Origin of the sequence: Roseobacter fucihabitans, assembly GCF_014337925.2 — a bacterium.
Lineage (GTDB): Bacteria > Pseudomonadota > Alphaproteobacteria > Rhodobacterales > Rhodobacteraceae > Roseobacter > Roseobacter fucihabitans.
The window spans coordinates 993,408-1,014,140 of sequence record NZ_CP143423.1 but is presented as its reverse complement, the minus strand read 5'-3'; the positions used below and the strand labels follow the sequence as shown (position 1 = coordinate 1,014,140).

Sequence of the window (20,733 nt, the reverse complement as noted above, 5' to 3'; positions counted from 1 at the left end):
CACTCAGGAGCTTGATGCCGTGATCCGTTTAGCTGGAGCCCTCCTAGCCCTTATTTTGACCACCTCGACCGCTGTGGCCTTTGATACCAAGGCCACATCTGCTTTCGTGCTTGATCAGACCACGGGAACCGTTTTGCTCAACAAGGAGGCCGATGCCCCCCTGCCCCCGGCGTCAATGTCAAAGCTGATGACGCTTTATATGGCGTTTGAGGCGATCCGGCGCGGTAAATCGGACGGCGGGTTGGATCTGAACGAGGAGTTGCGCGTCTCGGAACATGCGCAATCCTATGGCGGATCCAGCATGTTCCTGCGCTCAGGCGAAACCGTCAGCGTCGAGGACCTGATCCGCGGTATCATCGTGCTTTCGGGCAATGACGCCTGCGTGGTGATCGCCGAGGCGCTGTCGCCGGATGGCACGGAATACGGTTTTGCCCGGCTGATGACGCAGCGCGCCCAGCAAATGGGTATGACCAATTCCACCTTCACCAATTCCAACGGCTGGCCCCAGCCCGGACACCTGATGTCGATGCGCGATCTGGCGACCCTGTCGGCGCGACTGATCGAAGATTTCCCGGAATTTTACCCGCTTTTTGCCGAAACCGAGTTTGAATTTGACAACCGTGTGCCCAGCAACCGGTTGAACCGCAACCCGCTTTTGACCATGGGCATTGGCGCGGATGGGTTGAAAACAGGTCACACGCAGGAGGCCGGATATGGGCTGACGGGATCTGCCAAACAGGGCGACCGTCGGGTCATTTTTGTCATTTCCGGGCTGGATACGGTCGCAGAGCGTGCACAGGAATCCCAGGCCATCGTGAACTGGGCGTTTCGGCAATTCGCAATGCGCCCGCTGGCCAGGGAAGGCCAGCAATTCGCGCAAGCCGAGGTCTGGATGGGCAGCGAACCGACCGTCGGGCTGGTGGCGGCTGAGGATATCTCTGTGTTGATGCCCGCGCTGGCCGGAAATGAGATCGAGGGCGAGGTCGTCTATACCGGGCCCGTCAACGCGCCCATCGCGGCGGGTGATCAGATCGCAGAATTCGTCTTCACCCTCGAAGGCCTGCCCGAAACCCGGCTGCCGCTGGTTGCGGATCGTGCGATTGAACGCGGTGGATTTCTTAGTCGCGTCACCACCGCCGCGCTTGTGCTCTTTACCAAACTCATCGAAGGCCCTGAGGGGGCTACGTGAGCACAGTACCGCCCGCGCAGGGTCGCTTTATTACCTTCGAGGGCATTGATGGGTCGGGCAAGTCCACCCAAATCAAGCGGTTGGCCGAACATCTGCGCGCCCATGGGCAAGAGGTTATCGTAACGCGCGAACCCGGTGGCTCGCCCGGCGCCGAAGAAATTCGCGCCCTTGTGTTGCAGGGCGCGCCGGACCGGTGGTCGGCTGAGACCGAAATCCTGCTCTTTACCGCCGCGCGGCGCGACCATCTGGAACGCACCATCCTGCCCGCGTTGGCTGCGGGAAAAATCGTCCTGTGTGACCGCTTTGCCGATAGCACGCGCATGTATCAGGGGCTGTCGCGCGGCGATCTGCGCGCCGTGGTGGATCAATTGCACGCCCTGATGATTGCACAGGAACCTGACCTGACCATTCTCATCGACATGGATCCGGCGGTGGGCTTGTCGCGCGCCTTGTCGCGCCAGACGGCGGATGAACGTTTTGAGGCTTTTGGCGAGGATCTTCAACGCGCCATGCGTCAGGGCTTTCTGGACCTCGCAGAGGAATTCAGCGCCCGCTTTCGCCTTGTGGACGGCGCACGCGACATGGACGCCGTGGCCGCCGACATTGCCGCCCTGGTGGAGGCCGAATTGGCATGAGCACCCCGGATCAGATCGAGGGCGCACCGCATCCGCGCGACACAGCGCAAATCTTTGGCCAGGACGCTGCACAACATGCGTTTCTGGAAGCCTTTGCCACCGGGCGCTTGCACCATGCCTGGTTGCTGACCGGCCCGCGCGGCATCGGCAAGGCGACGCTGGCATGGACAATCGCGCGTTTTTTACTAGCCACCCCGCCGCTTGAGGAAGATGGGCTTTTCGGTGCGCCGGTGCCGCCCAAAACGCTCACTATTGATCCCGATCACCCCGTATCGCACCGGATCGCCGCGGGGGCCGAACCGGGGTTGAAATCCATCACCCGCACGCCAAATCCGAAGACCGAAAGGATGCGCGATCAGATCGTCGTAGAAGACATCCGCGCGCTGGCCGGTTTTTTCCAACTCTCTGCCGCGGATGGCGGTCGTCGGGTTGTCATCATTGATGCCGCCGATGATATGAATGCCCCCGCGGCCAATGCCCTGCTGAAAATGCTCGAAGAGCCGCCCGAAAATGCAACGCTGCTGCTGATCAGCCACCACCCTTCCGGGTTGTTGCCCACAATCCGATCACGTTGTCGCACGCTGCGTCTCAATACGCTGCCAGCAGATGACATGGCGCGGGCCTTTGATCAGGCGGGCGTTTCGGCGGGCTCCCAAGCAAAGGCCCTGGCGGAGCTTTCGGGCGGCTCGGTGGGGGCCGCGATGCGCCTGTCTCTGCTGGATGGGTTGAAAACATATGCCGACCTTGTGGCCCTTGTTCAGCACCTGCCGCAATTTGATCGCGCCAGCGCATTGAAAATGGCCGAAACTGCGGCGGCACGGGGCGGTGAGGCGAAACGCGATTTGCTATTCGAGCTCATTGATCTGTTGTTGTCACGGCTCGCCCGGTCCGGTGCCATGGGCCTGGCACCGGGCATCGAGGCCGCACCGGGTGAAACCGCGATCTTGAAACGCCTTGCTCCGAACCAGGCATCGGCGCGCGCCTGGGCAGAGGTTGCGCAGGAAACCGGCGCGCGCGCGCGGCACGGGCGCGCGGTGAACCTTGACCCTGCCGCCCTGGTCCTAGATACCCTGATCAAGATAAGCCAAACCGCCAGCAGGTAATTTCCGTCCTGGCGCTGAACCACCGGACCGGCATGAGCGACATACCACAGATCACCGACAGCCATTGTCACCTCGACTTTCCCGATTTCGACGGCCAGCACGGCGATATCGTCGCGCGCGCTGTTGAGGCGGGCGTGACGCGGATGGTCACGATCTGCACCAAGCTGAAAACCGAGCCCGCCGTGCGCGCCATAGCCGAGGCCCATGCGCCGGTATTTTACGCCGCTGGGACACACCCGATGTCTGCCGCGAGCGAACCTATGGCAAGCGTGGAGGAGTTGATCACCCTGGCGCAGCATCCGAAATTCGTCGGCATCGGCGAAACCGGACTGGACTATCATTACACAGCGGAAAGCGCGGATATCCAGAAACAATCCCTGCGCATCCATATCGCAGCAGCGCGTGAAACCGGCCTGCCGCTGATCATTCACGCGCGCGCGGCGGATGAAGATATGGTGCGAATCCTGCGCGAAGAACATGCAAACGGTGCGTTCTCCTGTGTGATGCATTGCTTTTCCTCCTCGCCGGAACTGGCGCGCGCCGCTCTCGATCTGGGGTTTTACCTGTCGATGTCCGGGATCACGGCCTTCCCGAAATCATCCGATCTGCGCGACATCTTTGCCGCCGCACCGTTGGATCGCATATTGGTGGAAACCGATGCGCCCTATCTTGCGCCCCCACCCTATCGCGGCAAGCGCAACGAACCCGCATATACAGCCCATACCGCACGCCGGGCAGCTAAGACTTTTGGTATCGAATACGCGGCTTTTGCCGCCCAGACACAGGCCAATTTCGAGCGGCTCTTTTGCAAGGCTGCCCAATATGAGGCCGCCGCCTGATGGCGGAGTTACGTGCCACCATTCTGGGCTGCGGTTCCTCGGGCGGGGTCCCACGCTTGGGCGGGCATTGGGGAGATTGCGATCCGGAAAACCCCAAAAACCGGCGTCAACGATGTTCCCTTTTGGTGGAACGCAAGGATGCAAATGGCACCACGACGGTTCTCATCGACACCTCGCCCGATGTGCGCAATCAACTGCTGAGTGCCGATATCGGGCGGCTCGATGCGGTCATCTATACCCACAGCCACGCCGATCATGTGCATGGCATTGATGATCTGCGCATGATCGTGTTCAACATGCGCGCGCGCTTGCCCGTCTGGGCCGACGCGCCGACGCGCGCAGCACTTATGCAACGTTTCGATTACGCCTTTGTGCAGGCCGAAGGCTCGACCTATCCGCCCATTCTGGACATGAATCTGATTGACGGAAATGTGACCATCAAGGGCGCGGGCGGCCCCATCCGTTTCACCCCCTTTGAGGTCGCCCATGGCGGCATGAACGCGCTTGGGTTTCGCATCGCCGATCTGGCTTATCTGCCGGATGTCGCGCAGGTCCCCGATGCGGTCTGGCCGCAGCTTGATAACCTTGACTGCTGGATCGTGGATGCGCTGCGCCGGGACCCGCACCCGACGCACGCCCATCTGGCGCGCACGCTGGAATGGATCGAAAAGGTTCGCCCCAAACACGCCGTGCTGACCAATATGCACATCGATCTTGATTACGAAACATTGCGCGCAGAAACACCGCCCCATATCGAACCGGCCTTCGACGGGATGACCCTCAACTTCAAGATGCCCTGACCTTCTTTTGGCCCTAAATACTCCCGCCGGAGGCATCCGCCCCCGATACCTGGCAAAAAGGTCGCCCGCCTTGCAAACCCTGCTCGACGTCATCCTCCCGGTCTTTCTGGTCATCGGTTTTGGCTATGTCGCGGTCTGGCGCAAGCTCTTCCCAGTGGAAGGCATCGACGGTGTCATGCGGTTCACGCAAAACTTCGCCATCCCCTGCCTGTTGTTCCAGGCCATCGCCAAACTCGACCTTAACAGCTCCTTTGATCCCGGCCTGCTGGGCAGCTATTACATGGCGGCCACGATCTGCTTTACGCTCGGCATGATCGGCGCGCGGTACCTGTTCAACCGCGACTGGGAGGATTGCGTCGCCATCGGGTTTTGTTGCCTCTTTTCCAACTCGGTCCTGCTCGGCCTACCCATCACCGAACGGGCTTATGGCGCGGATGCGCTGGTGGGGAATTTCGCCATCACTGCGATACATTCACCGTTTTGCTACGGGCTTGGCATCACGGTCATGGAAATCACCCGCAACCGCGGGCAATCCCCGATGGTCATGATCCGCGCCGTCCTGCGCGCGATGTTTCGCAACGCGCTTGTGCTGGCCATCGGCCTGGGGTTCATCGTCAATCTGTCGGGCATATGGGTGCCGGATGTGGTGGATGATGCTTTGACGCTGATCGCGCGTGCCGCCCTTCCCGCCGCTCTTTTCGCCCTCGGTGGGGTGTTGGTGCAATATAGGCCCGAAGGCGACAGCCGCGTGATTGCCATGGTCTGTTGCGTCACACTTTTGCTTCACCCGGCGCTGTTCTGGCTCTTTGGCTCTGCGCAAAATGTACCGGTGGATTTCTTCCGCTCCGGGGTGCTGACGGCCGCGATGGCGCCGGGGTTCAACACCTATATCTTTGCCAATATGTACGGGCGCGCCAAACGGGTCGCGGCCTCCTCGGTGCTGATCGCGACCGGCTTGTCGGTGTTTTCCGTCTGGGTCTGGCTGATCCTGCTTGGGGGGGCCTGATCAGCCGTGGCGCGCGGCCACAGTTTTGAGCGCCGAGAACCCGTAAAGTGCCTCAAACCCCTTTTCGCGGCCATGACCCGAAAGCCCGGTGCCACCAAAGGGCAGTTCAACCCCGCCCCCCGCGCCGTAATTATTGATGAACACCTGCCCCGCGCGCAGCGCCTTGGCCAGACGCATTTGCCGCGCACCGTCGCGGGTCCAGACAGAGGCCACCAGCCCATAGGCTGTCCCATTGGCAATCGCCAAAGCCTCGGCCTCATTCTCAAAGGGGATCACCACCTGCACGGGGCCGAAAACCTCGTCCTGCGCCAGCTTATGGCCCGGATCAACACCCGCAAACAGCGTCGGCGTCACATAGGCCCCGCTCGACGGCAGGTCAGATGGGAGATGCGCCGCAGCGACCCGTTCCAATCCATCGCCATCCTTTAAAAACCCCTCGACCACGGCTTTCTGGCGGTCTGAAATCAGCGGCCCGACGTCCGGATCGCTCATTGCCGGTCCGACCGTCAAGGCGCGGTATCGCTGCGACATAAGCGCGACCACTTGGTCGTAAACACCGCGCTGCACCAGGATGCGCGAGGCGGCCGAGCAGGTTTGGCCCGCGTTCTGAATGCCTGCGTTGACCAAGAACGGCAGCGCCGCCTCAAGGTCCGCATCCTCAAACACCAGCTGCGGGGATTTGCCGCCCAGTTCCAGCGTCACCGGCACCACGTTCTGCGCCGCCGATTGCTGCACCAGTTTGCCGACATCGACCGACCCGGTGAACGAAAGATGCGCGACACCCGGATGGGCCGTCAGCGCCGCGCCCGCCTCCGCACCCAGCCCCGGCACGACGTTCAACGCGCCATCGGGCAGACCCGCCTGCCGCATCAGGTCGGCAAAGGCCAGCGCCGTCAAACAAGCCTCTTCGGCAGGTTTCAACACAGCGGCATTGCCCATCGCCAGCGCCGCTCCGACGGAGCGGCCAATGATCTGCATCGGGTAATTCCACGGCACGATATGCCCCGTCACCCCATGCGGCTCGCGCAGGGTATAAACGGTGTATCCGTCCAGATAGGGGATGGTCGCCCCGTGGATCTTATCCACCGCCCCGGCGTAGAACTCCATGTAACGCGCCAGGGCCACCACATCCGCGCGCGCCTGTGCCAGCGGTTTGCCGACATCGCGGGCTTCCAGCGTCGCAAGCATATCGATATGGCCCAGCACCAATTGCCCCGCGCGCGCGAGCACCCGCCCCCGTTCCAGCGCCGTAGAGCACCCCCAAGCGCCCGACATTGCGGTTTGCGCCGCCTCTACCGCCCGGTCGATGTCTTCGCAACTGCCCCGCGCGATCTCACACAGAAAACCCCCCGTCGACGGGTCATGCAATGCGAGCCTTTGCGCCAAAGCGGGTTTTTGCCACTGCCCGGCGATGAAACAACAGGTTGGATCAACGCCCAGAATTTCGATTGTCATTGCCCACCCTTTCCTGTTCACCCCGGATCAGGTCATCTTGACCGCGCAAGGTCAAGCCGGTTCAGAAGGCTTGCGGTTTCGAGCTACGACACAGCTCCCTCAGAGGCATTTCCCCACTGGACCCGACGCGCGCTTGCACCTACATCTTATCGGTATGCGCCGCCAAAGGATCCTTGCCACGACCCTGCTGATGCTGATTGCGACCCTCGCAATGACGGCAACCGGTTTCGCACATCGTTTTGAGCGCAACGCACAGTCTGCGGAATTGCTCAGCTACCTCAGTCTGGGTGGCACGCTCGAAGAAATCTGCGGCGATAACGCCCCCCCCCATCACCTAAATGCGACCTGCGAAGCCTGTCTGATCAGCAGCACAATCCTGGCACCAGAAACCGGCACCGGCATCCTGTTTGTCCTGCCCCCGGCCCGTTCCGCCCGTTTTTCATCCACGCCCTATGTCGGTCGTTTTGCAACACTCAAGGGCACAGGACACGCCCGGGCACCGCCCTTTCGCGCAATGGCCTGACGAAACGTTTTTTGCAAATAGCGCAATTCTTTGCGCAGATCACGGAATGGAATTATGAAAAACCTCACAGTTGCAGCAACCGCTGTACTCCTCACCCTTGTCACATCCACTTATGCCCATGAATTCAAGGTCGGCGCGCTGGTGATTGACCACCCGATGACCTTTAATACCGCCGCGACCGCGCAAACCGGTGGCGGCTATCTGAGGGTGACCAACACCGGCGAGACACCGGACCGGCTGATCGGCGTGACGGCTGATTTCCCAAAAGTAGAGTTACACACGACCGAAGAAAAAGACGGCGTGGCACGCATGATGCATGTGGACGCCATCGATATCCCCGCGGGTGAGACCGTTGCATTGGAACCGGGTGGGTTTCACGTCATGTTCATGGGGCTTGGTGGCGACCCGTTTGAAGTTGGCGAGAAAATTCCCGCAACACTGACGTTTGAAAAAGCCGGGGACATCGAGGTGCTCTTCAGCGTCGAGCAACGCACACATGGTAACAAAACGGACCATTCCGGTCACGCGATCTCAAACTAACGCGAGGGAGGGGCCTGATGAGGGGTCCCTCCCTTTAACACCGGCCCGTTCCATACCATGGTCCTGTCAGATACGACTGATCACGCCCGCCCCTCCGGGCCAGCAAAGGACATCAGCTATGAAACTCAATGCGGATTTTTCCAAACGCGTGCTCGTTCGGTTCGACGACACCGCATGGGTCCCCTCCCCGATGCCTGGTGTGGATCGCAAGATGCTTGATCGGATCGGCGCGGAGGTGGCGCGGGCCACAAGCCTCGTGCGCTATGCACCAAACAGTGCGTTTTCACCACATACCCATGATGGGGGCGAGGAGTATCTGGTGCTGGAGGGCACCTTCTGTGATGAAGATGGGGCCTTTGCGACCGGCACATATGTGCGCAACCCGCCAACCTCCAGCCACACGCCCTCGGCACCGGAGGGGGCCATCATTCTGGTGAAATTGCATCAGTTTGACCCCGAGGACCGCAAGCAGATCCGGGTCGATATATCGGACGTCGCAGCGGTTCAGCCCCTGCATCAGGACGCGTTTGAAGAGGTGCGGGTCGAGCATTGGGCACCGGGAGAGACGATTGCGCTGGACGCGGTCGGTGGTATGGAGATCTTTGTGATCAAGGGCGGCTTCGCGCAGAGCGGCGACGCCCTGGGACCCTGGGATTGGCTGCGCCTTCCGCCAGGCACGCGCGCACAGGCGCGCGCCGGATCAGAGGGTGCAAAACTCTGGATCAAATCTGGGCATCTGACACATGTCGCTGCCCCATGAGGCCTGATCCGATGGATATTATCATCGTGGGTGGCGGTCTGAGCGGGCTCGCTCTGGCAAAGGGATTGCGCGCACACGCCATACCCTTCACGCTTTTGGAGGCGCGGGATCGCTTGGGCGGGCGTATCCTCAGCAAGTCCCCCGGCCCCGGCGAAGGGCGCTTCGACCTGGGACCGGCATGGATCTGGCCCCATAACCAACGTCTTTTGACCCTCATACAGGAGCTTGATCTGCGCGCTCACCCGCAGTTCTCACAGGGCCGTCTGGTGTTTGAGGATGCAAGCGGCATGATCCGCAGGGACCTCGATCTGGCAACCATGGGGGATGCTCTGCGCATCCGCGGCGGGAGCGGCGTTTTGATCGACGCATTGAGCTGCGCCCTGCCGCGCGATCGGCTCCATCTCAACCGGAACGTCAGCCATATCGCCCGCTGTGCCGCGGGGCTGCGGGTTACGACAACAGCGGGGCAAACCCACCATGCCCGCCGTGTGGTGCTGGCGCTGCCACCGCGCATCTGGGCACAGCACATCGCGTTTTCACCCGCTCTGCCAGAGCCGTTGAAACAGGCGCTTGGCGATATCCCCACCTGGATGGCTGGCCATGCCAAAGTGGTGGCAACCTATGCGCGGCCCTTTTGGCGGGACACCGGCTTGTCGGGCGGTGCCATCAGCCATATTGGCCCGCTTGCGGAAACCCATGATGCAATGGATGAGGCAACCGGCGCTGCTGCGCTCTTCGGGTTTGTCGGGGATCGCGACCGGTGCGACCTGCGCCCCCGCGTGCTTGCGCAGCTGACACGGCTTTTCGGGCAACAGGCGGGTGATCCAGAAACGCTCGTGATCAAGGATTGGGCCGATGATCCGATGACCGCGGTGGCCGCGGATCGTGAACTACCGCGACAACATCCGATCTACCGTCTGCCTGCCGGGCTTTCCGATTGGGGCGGCAATGATATCCTGTTTGCGGGCACGGAAACTGCGCAGGGCGATGGTGGTTTTCTGGAGGGCGCGCTGGAAGCGGCGCAGACGACGCTCACGCAACTCCTGAGAGAAACCGTATCCTGACAAATGCCTCCTCCACGGCTGACAATCCACCTCTCAGAGGGAACATTCCCCCTATCGCGCTTTCGGAAAAATCTAAATCACTTACCCCTGCCTGAAATCAAATATTTCAAAGGGTTAAGTGACAGATCGTATTTCAGCTATTCCGGGAAACGCGTTAAAGATCGATCTCGATGATCTCTCCGGCTTTGGCCGCCCTGCTCTGGCACAGGATCATCGTGTTTTGTCGCTGCTTTTGCGACAGCACGAAGTCGCGGTGCTCGACCTCCCCCGACACCAGTCCACATTTGCACACGCCGCAAATCCCGTCTGAACATTTCACGTCGATGTTGAAACCGTTTTCGATCAAGACATCGCTCGCCGCCTTATTGGCCGGAACGACGATCTCCTGGCCTGAACGCGCGATCTTCAGTTTGAATGCATGGTTCTCATACTCTGGCAATTCCGGGACAGAGAAATACTCGACATGGCACGCCTCGGGTGGGAATCCCTGTGTTTGGGCGGCTTGCGTGACGCCAGCCATAAAACCATCCGGACCGCAGGCATAGACGTGCCAGCCCGCCTCATACCCGCAAAGCACATCCTCAAATGCGGCCCGTGTCCCCTCCTCAGAGATATGCAGGTGCACATTATCCGCCCAAGGTTGGGCCAACAAATCAGACGCAAAGGCTGCATCCGCCCGGTTTGGCGCACAATAGTGTAGCTCGAAATCTTGTCCATTTGCATGGCATTGATGCGCAAAGGCGATCATCGGGGTGATCCCGATGCCCCCGCCCATCAGGAAATGCTTGCCAGCCTCCTGCGCCAGCGGGAAATGGTTGATCGGGTTGGAGATGAAAATGCGGCGCCCCTGAGAAAAGATCTTATGCATGAGCCTGGAGCCGCCCCGCCCCGCGTCCTCGCGCAGCACCGCAATCTTGTAGCATGAGCGATCCGCCGGATCACCCGACAGCGAATATTGCCGCACAAACTCAGGGGCCACCACGATGTCGATATGCGCCCCCGCCTCCCAGGACGGCAAGGGCGTGCCATCCACAGAGGTCAGTTCATATTGCACGACCCGCTCTGAGAGCGGTGTCACCTTGCTGACCTGTACGCGCGTGACCGGCGCGTCCCCACCTCCCAGATAGACATGCGCAAGCCCTTCAGGCGCGCCGCGCTCCAGCCGCGCCTGATATTCCTTGGCCGTGATCAACGCCTGATAGGCCTCGATGCCCTTTTCACGGTCCATCGGAAAGGGAAACGGCCAGGGCGGCGGGGCCAGATTGGCCGGGTAGACCGCCAGCGTCTGATCCTCATATTTCAGCTTCAGATCGGTTTGCAAATCGCGCTGGTTCGAGGGGCCCTCGACGGGATCAAAGCCACCGCGCGCATTGACCTTCAGATCCCACCACCAGCGCTTCTGTGGATTGATCCGCCCATTGCCGACCAGATCATCGGCCTTCGCCAAAACCCCTGCCATGGCGGGCACATTCATCGCGATCCAGCGCAGCGGCTTTTCATGTTGCAGCCCTTCAACGTTCCAGGGACAGGTCTTCATGCAGCGCCCGCACATTGCCCCGCCCATCTGCGTCAGGCGATATGTGGTGCATTTCTGGCTGTCCGATTTCCAGATTTCATAGCCGTTGAACATCAGCTTGGGGCCCGCCGTGATCGCGCCCGACGGGCATTCGCGCGCGCATTTGTTGCAGGATTCGCAAAACGCCTGCATGCCAAAATCAATCGGTTTGTCATGGGCCAGCGGCATGTTCGTCGTGATGCAGCCCGATTTCAGGCGCGGGCCCAGAAACGGGTTCACGATGACCTCGCCAATGCGGCTGACCTCACCCAGACCGGCCAGCAACAACAGGGGTGGCTGCAAGACTTCGCCGTCCAGATTGGTATGCACGCGCGCCTCATAGCCAAGGTTGCGGATGTGTTTGCCGATGATGCCGCCCAGCAGGGAAAACCGCAGATAGGCGCGCATGGACTGTGTGACCGCGATCCAATCATCCCCAGAGGAGCCTTCGGTCGTCTCGAACCCCTGATCGATGATCATGCTGATCGCGCTTTGATGCGTCGGCACGATCGGCGCGCCCAGAGCGTCATGCGAATACCACGCCCATTCGGGGCAGCGCGAAATTCCCACCGCATCCGCGCCCAGAAAATAGGCCGCCGCCTTGATCCCTTCGGCGTTGCGTGCGGCGTCAAGCGCATCATCAGAAACCCGTTCGGCAACCGGCCCCTGTTGCAGCAACAGGAACGCCCCGGACGGGCGTCGGATCGCATGGCTGATCGGGGTTTTCTGTGCGAAATAACCCCCCGTGGTGGCTTCCTGATTGGCCTTGCCCATGTCGCCAAACTGCGCGCGGGCGAACATGTCGGTGCGTTTGGGCACACGTGCAACGCGTGCTTCGTCGATAAAGGTCGTGGGTTTTTCGACCCGTTTTAGGGTCTCGAAAGGATAGGCCCCCTGCGCGTAGTTGCGAGTCGCATAGGGGTCCAGTGTCAGGGCGTTTTTCTGTGATCCCATGCCCAAATTCCAAGCCCAGCCTCTGGTGACGGAATTGGATTGCGCGCACAGGGGCACCAGCGGCGCATCCGGCGTCATCGCGAAATTCGTGGTGATGGCGGCGACCTGAAACCGGTCCCCGACAAAGGGGTTGACCAGGCGGCCCTCTTCCAGCGTCGCAAGCCCCGCCCCAACAGTCAGTTTGTTCAGATCAACCTCGCAGGCGCTCGCCGTATGCGCCTTGGCATCATAGCCCAAAACGCGCAGATAGCCGGCGATAATGATCGCGGTTTCCGCCGCCAGCAGGCTCGCGCGGTAAGGGTTTGCGCCCGCCATCCACCCATATCCCGGTTCATCGGGCATTGGGTCGCGATTGTAGTTATAAAGAAAAACAACCGTATGTGTATGACCCTCCAACGTGTGCGGCGGGGCGCTCATGCTGTCCCTGAGATCCGCCATGATGGTGTCGATGCCGGCGGCGAGCGTCTTGGTCTGCTTGGTTTTCAGATCCTCGGCCAGACGGTCGATTGCGCGATTTCGGATCGGCGTTGCGCGCAGCTGATCCGCACCGAACCGCCCGATGCCCACCATGGGCGCATCCTGAAAATAACCAAAGGATTTGATATGGCGCGCACGCTCATCCAGATCATCCGGGCATTTGGACTTTTCGCTGTTGATCAGCCCGTCCCGAATGGCATCCAGCATGGCCTGATATTCTCCCATCGCACTGATCAGCGTGCGCGGTGTGTCCGCGTGATCCCAATGCAGAGGTGGTTTTTCAGGGACCCGCGACAGGTCGACGTCCCCCTGATCACGCGCCAACCGTTCGAGCGGGAACGGACCCAGATGAAACGGGCGATTGCGCGTGGAGAATAACCGAGCAGTCACATCAGCTTCCTTTGGCACCGGATCGGTGCGGTGTCATTTCCCTCGAATGCCCGGCAATGCAGGAGATGTCAAAGTTTTATGCATCTATCGGGGGTATGCGCCCATTCCAATCGCCCCTGAAGGAACGCCCAAGCGTCACCCGGCAACGCGCGACAAAGGGCCTCCCACCCCATGCCACCGGATCCTTCATCCCAGGCGGGCATTGCGCGACGTTACCTTTCGAAAACGAACGGGAACCAATCATCGCGCAACCGATCCCCGGCCTGCATCCCGTGCCCTGGAAAAGGCGGCGAGGTCGGCCCCGGACGTGTGACATAGCGCGCATCATCCCCGACAAGACGCAGCGAAAACGCACGCCTGCGGCGGGTGGTTTGATTTCCCCGCGCGCCGTGCAAAATGCCAAAACTGAAGGCCACCGCGTCGCCCGGCTCCATATCCCACTCGCGGATGTCCATGCCCTCAGCATCCGGATCAGGCACCGGCATATAGGCGTCATCCTCGGGAAAGAAATTGGTCTGTGACATCCAGCGCGTCGGCACCACCGGCTTTTGCCAAAGGTGACTTCCGGCGACGCAGCGCAGGCTCGCCTGTGTCACCTTGTCCATCGGGGACCAGAAGCTGACGTTCTGCGCGCCTTGCACAAAGTAATAAGGTCCGTCCTGATGCCAGGGCGTGGGTTTGGAGGTGCCGGGCTCCTTGACCAGGACGTGATCGTGAAACAGCTGCACCCGCCGGGACTGCATCAGATCTGCGGCAACTTCGCTGGCAGGAGAGGTACGGATGACCTGCTCAAATTCCGGAATCCGGGTCCAGTTGCAGTAATCGTCAAAGAACCGTCCGCCCTCGCCCGCCTTGAGGTTTTCGGCAGCATAAGGTCCTGGTATCGCCATATTACGGTCAATGCCGTCGCGGATCGCTGCGATATGATCGCTGAAAAGCCCCTTGATCAAAACCACCCCGTCACGCTGATACGTGTCAATATGCTCTTGGCTCAGAAGCGGATGGGTCATGTCGTTTTCCTCTTTGACGCTCTGCTGGGGGGCGCGTTGCACCCCCTTCATGGAGGGATGTCCGGGGCGGTGCCATTGAAGGGATGCCAAGAAAGAGGTCGCTTTTTGTCCCGTGACGGGCAACGGATATTTTCGAACGCTGTCTCAAATGCAAACGGCCCCGAGAAAAATCCGGGGCCGTTATCGTTTCCCTCTGCCGGATTACTCAGCAGGCATGGTCGCTGTATCCGGGTCGATGGTCGTGGCAACACCTGCTGCCTCGCGGCGTCCATCATTCCAGATCGCCTTGATCAGCGAAATGCACATCAATGCCATGACGATCGAGAACGGCAGGGCACCGATCACCATCGCGGTCTGAATGGCACCCGTCCCGCCGGAGATCAGCAAACCGCCGACGACAAACGCGAGTGCCGCGCCCCAGAACAGGATATGGGGACGCGCTTTTGGACCCTCATCACCAGCCGCGTTGATGGTGTTCACGATCAGCACCGCGGAGTCAGCGGATGTGACCAGGAACGTCATCAACAGAACAACGATCATCACAGCCATGCCCCAGGAGAGCCACTGGCTGATGGGCTCCAACATGAAGCTCGTCACTGCGAAGATCTTGTCGCTGTTGGCCACACCGAAGATCGCGCCATCAGCGCCACCATTCAATTCCAGATCAATGGCCGTGCCGCCCGCCCAGGAAAACCAGACAAAGCACATCAGCGACGGAACGATCATCGCGCCCAACACGAATTCACGGATCGAACGACCTCGCGAAATACGCGCAAGGAACAGACCCACGAAGGGGGCGAATGCAATCCACCAGGCCCAATAGAACACGGGCCACCAGCCCTGCCATTGTGCCAGCTTGAAGGCTTCTGAATCGGCCACACCGTCTGATTTGAAGACATTGAAGCTCATCGATGGCAACGCGGTCACGTAGTCCCAGATGCCGAGAAAGAACGCTGAGGCGCCAAAGAATGTCGCGCCAAAGAGGATGAAAAAGCCCAACAGCAGGATCGAGAGCACCATGTTGATGTTTGACAACCACTTGATACCCTTGCCCACACCCGACAGTGCCGAAAGCGTCGATGCCCCCATGATCACGATCAGCGCGACAATGATACCAAAGGTGGTGGCGCTGCCGTTCAGGCTCTCGCCCGCGGCGTTCACCGCATCAGGCGCATAGGCCAGACCGCCGATACCGATCCGGGTCAGACCTGCAACGAATTGCTCAACACCAAAGCCCAATGTCTGCGCCACACCCAAGATCGTGGCAACAACGGCAACGATGTCGATCACGTGACCCAAAGGACCCGACAGCGCCTTGCCAAACAAGGGTGTCAGACCCGACCGGATCGTGAGGGGCAACCCACGGCGGTAGCTAAAGAACGCCAAGGACAGACCGGCGATTGCATAACATGCCCAGGCACCCAGCCCCCAATGCAGGAAAGACCATTTGTAGGCCATGCGCACATTGTCCGCCTCCCCACCGGTGGTGATGCCTTGGATCGTTTCCGGGTTGGACCCGAAGTGCGCAACCGGTTCAGCCACCGCAAACGTCAGCATGCCGACGCCAATCCCGGCACCGAACATCATGGAGAACCACGAAAAATTCGAGAACTCCGGCTTTTCGTCGGGGGTGCCCAGATTGAGCCGGCCCGCCGCAGGCCAAAGCGCGAGGCCAAGACAGACGATCACGAAGGCCGCAACAACCCAGATATACCAAGCCGCAAAATTGGCCAGAATGACGCTGTTCCAGTCGCCCAGCAGCGCACCAGCCTGAATCGGCCAAACGATACACCAGACCACCAACAGGCTGATGATGATCTTGCTGATCACGGTGACGTTGATGCTGAATCCACGATAAAAACCGCTATCAGCGGTTTTTATCGGTAGATCCGATAGTGGAGGTTTCAAAGACATAGCGAATTTCCCTGCTTTTTGACGCTTACAGCGCCCAATTTTTCATCGTTGCAGGCGAGAACCTTACATAATGATCCATCTTGCGCAACATTGCGTTCTGGTTGACTGATCTTGGCGCGCCGCAATCCTTCTGCGCAACCCTCAAAGCCCGTCCCCGGCACATCATGATTGCCTGCGCAGGACTTGAGCCTGCGATGTGGATACCAGAACCGCATGGCGGCAGAGTTTAGCCGATGATTTCAAGCGCCGCAATTTGAAATAACCGCAAAGCGCGCGCCTGAATGCGGCTGACTGCATCGGTTCAATCGCCCCACTGCAATCTTTCGCGGAGCAGAAAACACAGGCACCGACATTGTGCCCGGAAGCAGAACGCCCCACACTGCGCTTTGTCCCGCGGGTGCCGCGTTCAGGGGTACAAATAAGCGATCCAACAGAACACAGCGTGCGCACGGCGGGACCTTGATGAAGAGAGCATGAAAGAGCGCAAGTAATGGAATTTTCAGACCAAGTCGCAATCGTAACGGGAGGCGCGCAGGGGATTGGCGGTGCCGTCGCCCAACGTCTGGCCGAGCGGGGGGCACGCCTTGCCATCTGGGATCTTGAAGGTGACCTCGCCGTCCAAACCGCAGGCGACATCGGAGGGGTTGCCTTTGCTTGTGCCGTGGATGTCGCCAATTGGGACAGCGTTGAGAGCGCAATGCAGCGCACGCTCGAGACCGCCGGGCGCGTGGATATCTGTGTGAACTCCGCCGGGATCGCCGGATCGAATGCGCCTTTGTTGACATATCCGGTCGAGGAGTTCCGCCGGATCACAGAGATCAACCTTTTGGGGACATTCCACGTCAACAGAGCCGTGGTGCCCGTGATGGAGGCGCAAAACTACGGGCGCATTCTCAACATCGCCTCGGTTGCGGGCAAGGAAGGCAACCCCAATGCCAGCGCCTATTCTGCCTCCAAGGCGGCGGTGATCGGGTTGACCAAATCGCTGGGCAAGGAATTGGCGGATAAGGATATTGCGGTGAACTGCGTCACCCCCGCCGCAGCGCGCACGCGGATTTTTGATCAGATGTCCCAAGAGCACATTGATTTCATGCTCTCCAAAATCCCACGGGGGCGTTTTCTGGAATTGGGCGAGGCGGCGGCGATGATCTGCTGGCTGGTCAGCCGGGAGAACAGCTTCACCACCGGGGCCGCCTTCGATCTGTCCGGCGGACGCGCCACCTATTGAGCGGCGCGGTACGGCATCAATTTGAATACGTACCCGTATGGAAACGCGCGTTTAAGCGCCTTGAGGGTCCCGGTCAGCGGTATAGCGTGAGCGCGCGGGCACAGAAGGAATTGCTGATCTCAAGGGGTGCGTCCAGAAACCTTTAGTGCGCGCGCCGTGGGGGGCGGTTAGGATCTGACCCTTTGATGTTGGTCATCGAAGGCAAAGGCGTGAGCGTCCTCAAAATCCAACTCGATATCGGCGCCCACTGGGGTGTCATCCTGCCCGAAAATGCGCACCGTCAGGGCTTCCTCCTGCTGTGTATGCACCAATAAATTGGTATCCCCGCCCAGACGTTCCACATGGCTCACGCGGCCCTTGATGCGGCCCCCTGGCACCAGGCGCAGATGTTCGGGGCGCACGCCCAAGGCACCGCCGGGCGGAATGGCAAGCGGTGCCCTTTGCAGGAAATTCATCGCAGGCGAGCCGAGAAACCCGGCGACGAATTGATTGGCCGGGTTATTATAAAGCTCCATGGGGGAGCCGACCTGTTCCACACGACCATCGCGCAGCACGACGATTTTATCCGCCAGCGTCATCGCTTCGGTCTGGTCATGTGTCACATAGATCATCGAGGCGCTCAGCGTCCGGTGCAGCTCGGCGATTTCGATACGCGTGTTCATACGCAATGCGGCATCAAGATTGGAGAGCGGTTCGTCAAAAAGAAACAGCTTCGGCTCGCGTACAATCGCACGTCCGATAGCCACACGCTGGCGTTGACCGCCTGACAGATCAGCGGGGCGGCGATCAATGTATTTTCCCAGATCCAGCATTTTGGTCGCTTTGTCGACGCGGGCGTCGATCTCGGACTTGGGTTGTTTTTCCTGCTTGAGCCCCAGAGCCATATTGTCGCGTACAGAGAGGTGCGGATAAAGCGCATAGGATTGGAACACCATCGCAATGCCGCGTTTGGCGGGGGGGATGGCGTTGACGACATCACCGCCGATGTTCACCGTGCCGCTGGTGGCATCCTCCAGCCCCGCGATCACGCGCAGCAGAGTGGATTTGCCGCACCCCGACGGGCCGACGAAGACGACGAACTCGCCCTCCTCAACGGTGAGGTTGATGTCACGCAGGACCTCGACCGCGCCGAAGGATTTACAAACATCGTTGAGTATCAAAGCGGTCATGTGGTCTCTCCTAGATCTACGGGGCGGCCCTTGCGGATGCTCTCATCTGCGGCCAGACATATCCGCAAGGACTGCACCGCATCGCTCATATGGCGGGTCAGATCGGCACCGCTTTTCACGGCGTCGATCATAAAGGCTTGCTCGGTATCACATAATTCCTGATGGCCCGGTTCATCCGGCAAGTCGATCAGCTTGTCCCCACAGGGGCGGTGCAGCCGGATCGCGCCGACGCGGGTATGGCCATCCACATCATCCGATGCGCCCTTGTTGTTCTCGATAATCGACACGGCACCGTTGGGGGAAACGACGTCTTTGACGAAAAACGCGGTCTCAGACATCATCGGGCCCCATCCGGCCTCATACCAACCGACGGATCCATCCTCGAACCACACCTGCAACTGGCCGTAATTATACATGTCGGGCGCGATCTCATCGCTGAGGCGCAGGCCCATGCCACTGACGCGGATCGGCTTTGCATCGGTGATCTGGCACATCACATCAACATAATGCACACCGCAATCCACCAGCGGGGAGGTGGTTTGCATCAGTGCTTTATGCGTCTCCCAGGCGGGGCCACTGGATTGTTGATTGAGGTTCATGCGAAACACATAAGGCCCCCCCAGAGCGCGGGCCTCGGTGATCAGGCGCTGCCAACTTGGATGATGACGCAGGATGTAGCCTACAACGAGCTTGCGGTTCAGCCGCTGCGCCGTTTCCACCACGCGCTCGGCATCCGCCACGCTGGTGGCGAGCGGTTTTTCGATGAAAACATCCGCCCCGGCTTCCATCGCGGCAATGGCATAATCCGCATGGCTGTCAGAATAGGTGGCGATGCAGACCAGATCGGGCTTGAGCGCCAAGCCTTCCTCAAAACGGGTGAACCGCGGATAAGGCGCCAGTTCGGCTGGCAACTCAACGTCCGAGCGGTTGGTCAGCCCGATGATTTCGGCACCGGGATGGGCGTGATAGGCCAGCGCATGGCTGCGCCCCATGGTGCCAAGGCCCACAATCAATGTTCGGAGGTTTGCCATCTAGGTACCTCCATCGCGTTGGTGTGAAGGATCGTATCGCCATACAAGAAGATGGCGGTCCGGCAAATTTCCGCAGCCATTGGAATGGAATTGGTCACCGGGATACCACTTTTTGAGACAACAGGGTCTTTTTGTGATGGATCGACAATGCCTGCCAGTTCATAGCCAGACCTCGAAAGAACCTGTCTTTTGGCAAGAACATCTTCGGCAAATTGATCACTGTTAAGCAAAAGCACGACATGGGTGTTCATTTAACCGCTCCCGATGTGATGCCGCGAATGAGTTGGCGCGAAAATATGACGTAAAGCGCCAGGGCGGGCAGGATCGCCAGGGACAGGGCTGACAGGACCGCGTTCCAGTCGGTGACAAATTGCCCGATAAACACCTGACTGCCCAGTGTCAGGGTTTTGACCTCTTCGGCCGGAGCCAGGATCAGCGGGAACCACAGATCGTTCCAGATCGGGATCATGTTGAACACGGCTACCGTCGCCATGGCCGGGCGCACCAGCGGCAGCACGAGACTGAAGAAGATACGATATTCGGACAGCCCATCAATGCGGCCGGCGTTTTTGAGATCATCACTGACCTGGCGCATGAACTCGGACAGGATAAACACCGCCAGCGGCAGGCCTTGGGCGGTATAGACCAGGATCAGCGCCCAGAGCGTGTTGACCAGCCCCGTTTGCACCATCATCTCCAGAATCGCGACGGTGCCGATGCGGATCGGGATCATAATGCCAAGCGCGAGGTAGAGGCCCATGATGGTATTACCCTTGAAGCGATATTCGGCCAGCGCGAAGGCCGCCATCGCCCCAAATAGCAGGATGAAAAATAGCGAACCCACGGTGACGATCATCGAGTTTTGGAAGTAGAGGAAGAAATCCCCCTGTTTCAGGACAGTTTCATAGCCGATCAACGAAAAGCTGTCGGCATTCGGCATCGCCAGCGGTTCGCGAAAGATGGCTTTGCGCGTCTTGAAGCTGTTGATGACGATCACGAAAACCGGGAAGAGCGCGATCAAGACATAAAGGATCAGCGCGCCATGGGCGGCAATGGTGTTGAGGCGGTTCTGGCGGGCAGCGTTCATGGTG

Annotated in this window: 19 protein-coding genes; 11 read left to right on the top strand and 8 right to left on the bottom strand. The window is 60.0% G+C overall.

The genetic code is table 11. The annotated features are described in order from the left end of the window. The first annotated feature begins 19 nt into the window (after positions 1 to 19). The 6 genes from ROLI_RS05115 to ROLI_RS05090 all read left to right on the top strand — a co-directional run bounded on the left by ROLI_RS05115 (position 20) and on the right by ROLI_RS05090 (position 5,572). Positions 20 to 1,189: a D-alanyl-D-alanine carboxypeptidase family protein gene (locus ROLI_RS05115; RefSeq protein ID WP_187429721.1), complete on the top strand. Its 1,170-nt coding sequence runs from the start codon at positions 20 to 22 to the stop codon at positions 1,187 to 1,189. Then, the gene (gene tmk, locus ROLI_RS05110; RefSeq protein WP_187429722.1) at positions 1,186 to 1,824 is read left to right on the top strand and encodes a dTMP kinase; all 639 of its coding nucleotides are present in this window, start codon (positions 1,186 to 1,188) and stop codon (positions 1,822 to 1,824) included. Before ROLI_RS05115 ends, tmk begins: the two co-directional genes overlap by 4 nt. Beyond that, positions 1,821 to 2,927: a DNA polymerase III subunit delta' gene (locus ROLI_RS05105; protein WP_187429723.1), complete on the top strand. Its 1,107-nt coding sequence runs from the start codon at positions 1,821 to 1,823 to the stop codon at positions 2,925 to 2,927. The genes tmk and ROLI_RS05105 overlap by 4 nt, the downstream gene beginning before the upstream one ends. Positions 2,928 to 2,959: 32 nt before the next feature. Beyond that, on the top strand, positions 2,960 to 3,766 hold the full coding sequence (locus ROLI_RS05100; protein ID WP_187429724.1) for a TatD family hydrolase: 807 nt from the start codon (positions 2,960 to 2,962) through the stop codon (positions 3,764 to 3,766). Continuing rightward, positions 3,766 to 4,566 (top strand): MBL fold metallo-hydrolase, encoded by an 801-nt coding sequence (locus ROLI_RS05095; protein ID WP_187429725.1) that lies wholly within the window; start codon positions 3,766 to 3,768, stop codon positions 4,564 to 4,566. The genes ROLI_RS05100 and ROLI_RS05095 overlap by 1 nt, the downstream gene beginning before the upstream one ends. 70 nt (positions 4,567 to 4,636) lie before the next feature. Continuing rightward, the gene (locus tag ROLI_RS05090) at positions 4,637 to 5,572 is read left to right on the top strand and encodes an AEC family transporter (RefSeq protein ID WP_187429726.1); all 936 of its coding nucleotides are present in this window, start codon (positions 4,637 to 4,639) and stop codon (positions 5,570 to 5,572) included. Here ROLI_RS05090 and ROLI_RS05085 read toward each other — a convergent pair whose 3' ends face one another. Further along, positions 5,573 to 7,027: an aldehyde dehydrogenase family protein gene (locus ROLI_RS05085; protein ID WP_187429727.1), complete on the bottom strand. Its 1,455-nt coding sequence runs from the start codon at positions 7,025 to 7,027 to the stop codon at positions 5,573 to 5,575. Between the two features lie 154 nt (positions 7,028 to 7,181). Between ROLI_RS05085 and ROLI_RS05080 the strand changes: the two genes are divergently transcribed. The 4 genes from ROLI_RS05080 (at position 7,182) to ROLI_RS05065 (ending at position 9,914) form a co-directional block, all read left to right on the top strand. Beyond that, a complete protein-coding gene (locus ROLI_RS05080; RefSeq protein ID WP_187429728.1) occupies positions 7,182 to 7,550 on the top strand; it encodes a hypothetical protein in 369 nt (122 codons plus the stop codon). A 54-nt stretch (positions 7,551 to 7,604) separates the two neighbouring features. Continuing rightward, positions 7,605 to 8,090 carry a copper chaperone PCu(A)C gene (locus ROLI_RS05075; protein WP_187429729.1) on the top strand — a complete coding sequence of 162 codons (486 nt, stop codon included), beginning with the start codon at positions 7,605 to 7,607 and terminating at the stop codon, positions 8,088 to 8,090. A 118-nt stretch (positions 8,091 to 8,208) separates the two neighbouring features. Continuing rightward, entirely contained in the window at positions 8,209 to 8,850 is a 642-nt protein-coding gene (locus tag ROLI_RS05070) for a cupin domain-containing protein (RefSeq protein WP_187429730.1), read from the top strand. Between the two features lie 11 nt (positions 8,851 to 8,861). After that, a complete protein-coding gene (locus ROLI_RS05065) occupies positions 8,862 to 9,914 on the top strand; it encodes an FAD-dependent oxidoreductase (protein WP_187429731.1) in 1,053 nt (350 codons plus the stop codon). A 154-nt stretch (positions 9,915 to 10,068) separates the two neighbouring features. Here the strand turns inward: ROLI_RS05065 and ROLI_RS05060 are convergent, their stop codons facing one another. From ROLI_RS05060 to ROLI_RS05050, 3 genes are all read right to left on the bottom strand, one after another. Next, the gene (locus ROLI_RS05060) at positions 10,069 to 13,290 is read right to left on the bottom strand and encodes a reductive dehalogenase (RefSeq protein ID WP_187429732.1); all 3,222 of its coding nucleotides are present in this window, start codon (positions 13,288 to 13,290) and stop codon (positions 10,069 to 10,071) included. A gap of 212 nt (positions 13,291 to 13,502) precedes the next feature. Next, the gene (locus tag ROLI_RS05055) at positions 13,503 to 14,300 is read right to left on the bottom strand and encodes a phytanoyl-CoA dioxygenase family protein (protein ID WP_187429761.1); all 798 of its coding nucleotides are present in this window, start codon (positions 14,298 to 14,300) and stop codon (positions 13,503 to 13,505) included. Positions 14,301 to 14,501: 201 nt separating this feature from the next. Next, entirely contained in the window at positions 14,502 to 16,214 is a 1,713-nt protein-coding gene (locus ROLI_RS05050) for a BCCT family transporter (protein WP_187429733.1), read from the bottom strand. 490 nt (positions 16,215 to 16,704) lie between these two features. On the opposite strand from ROLI_RS05050, the gene ROLI_RS05045 reads away from it, so the two are divergent. Continuing rightward, entirely contained in the window at positions 16,705 to 17,442 is a 738-nt protein-coding gene (locus tag ROLI_RS05045) for an SDR family NAD(P)-dependent oxidoreductase (protein ID WP_187429734.1), read from the top strand. A gap of 167 nt (positions 17,443 to 17,609) precedes the next feature. On the opposite strand, the gene ROLI_RS05040 is transcribed toward ROLI_RS05045, so the two are convergent. The 4 genes from ROLI_RS05040 to ROLI_RS05025 are packed head-to-tail and all read right to left on the bottom strand — an operon-like array spanning position 17,610 to position 20,729. Then, positions 17,610 to 18,611, bottom strand: coding sequence for an ABC transporter ATP-binding protein (locus ROLI_RS05040; RefSeq protein WP_187429735.1), 1,002 nt, complete (start codon positions 18,609 to 18,611; stop codon positions 17,610 to 17,612). Then, positions 18,608 to 19,642: a Gfo/Idh/MocA family protein gene (locus ROLI_RS05035; protein WP_187429736.1), complete on the bottom strand. Its 1,035-nt coding sequence runs from the start codon at positions 19,640 to 19,642 to the stop codon at positions 18,608 to 18,610. The genes ROLI_RS05040 and ROLI_RS05035 overlap by 4 nt, the downstream gene beginning before the upstream one ends. Continuing rightward, positions 19,621 to 19,893, bottom strand: coding sequence for a hypothetical protein (locus ROLI_RS05030; RefSeq protein WP_187429737.1), 273 nt, complete (start codon positions 19,891 to 19,893; stop codon positions 19,621 to 19,623). Before ROLI_RS05030 ends, ROLI_RS05035 begins: the two co-directional genes overlap by 22 nt. Further along, a complete protein-coding gene (locus ROLI_RS05025) occupies positions 19,890 to 20,729 on the bottom strand; it encodes a carbohydrate ABC transporter permease (RefSeq protein WP_187429738.1) in 840 nt (279 codons plus the stop codon). Before ROLI_RS05025 ends, ROLI_RS05030 begins: the two co-directional genes overlap by 4 nt. Between the last annotated feature and the right edge of the window lie 4 nt (positions 20,730 to 20,733).

What these genes read in the sequence shown, in the direction of transcription:
- ROLI_RS05105 (WP_187429723.1), top strand. Translation starts at nt 1,821, where the DNA reads ATGAGCACCCCGGATCAGATCGAGGGCGCACCGCATCCGCGCGACACA.
- ROLI_RS05100 (WP_187429724.1), top strand. Translation starts at nt 2,960, where the DNA reads ATGAGCGACATACCACAGATCACCGACAGCCATTGTCACCTCGACTTT.
- ROLI_RS05095 (WP_187429725.1), top strand. Translation starts at nt 3,766, where the DNA reads ATGGCGGAGTTACGTGCCACCATTCTGGGCTGCGGTTCCTCGGGCGGG.
- ROLI_RS05085 (WP_187429727.1), bottom strand. Translation starts at nt 7,027, where the DNA reads ATGACAATCGAAATTCTGGGCGTTGATCCAACCTGTTGTTTCATCGCC.
- ROLI_RS05080 (WP_187429728.1), top strand. Translation starts at nt 7,182, where the DNA reads ATGCGCCGCCAAAGGATCCTTGCCACGACCCTGCTGATGCTGATTGCG.
- ROLI_RS05075 (WP_187429729.1), top strand. Translation starts at nt 7,605, where the DNA reads ATGAAAAACCTCACAGTTGCAGCAACCGCTGTACTCCTCACCCTTGTC.
- ROLI_RS05070 (WP_187429730.1), top strand. Translation starts at nt 8,209, where the DNA reads ATGAAACTCAATGCGGATTTTTCCAAACGCGTGCTCGTTCGGTTCGAC.
- ROLI_RS05065 (WP_187429731.1), top strand. Translation starts at nt 8,862, where the DNA reads ATGGATATTATCATCGTGGGTGGCGGTCTGAGCGGGCTCGCTCTGGCA.
- ROLI_RS05055 (WP_187429761.1), bottom strand. Translation starts at nt 14,300, where the DNA reads ATGACCCATCCGCTTCTGAGCCAAGAGCATATTGACACGTATCAGCGT.
- ROLI_RS05050 (WP_187429733.1), bottom strand. Translation starts at nt 16,214, where the DNA reads ATGTCTTTGAAACCTCCACTATCGGATCTACCGATAAAAACCGCTGAT.
- ROLI_RS05045 (WP_187429734.1), top strand. Translation starts at nt 16,705, where the DNA reads ATGGAATTTTCAGACCAAGTCGCAATCGTAACGGGAGGCGCGCAGGGG.
- ROLI_RS05040 (WP_187429735.1), bottom strand. Translation starts at nt 18,611, where the DNA reads ATGACCGCTTTGATACTCAACGATGTTTGTAAATCCTTCGGCGCGGTC.
- ROLI_RS05035 (WP_187429736.1), bottom strand. Translation starts at nt 19,642, where the DNA reads ATGGCAAACCTCCGAACATTGATTGTGGGCCTTGGCACCATGGGGCGC.
- ROLI_RS05030 (WP_187429737.1), bottom strand. Translation starts at nt 19,893, where the DNA reads ATGAACACCCATGTCGTGCTTTTGCTTAACAGTGATCAATTTGCCGAA.
- ROLI_RS05025 (WP_187429738.1), bottom strand. Translation starts at nt 20,729, where the DNA reads ATGAACGCTGCCCGCCAGAACCGCCTCAACACCATTGCCGCCCATGGC.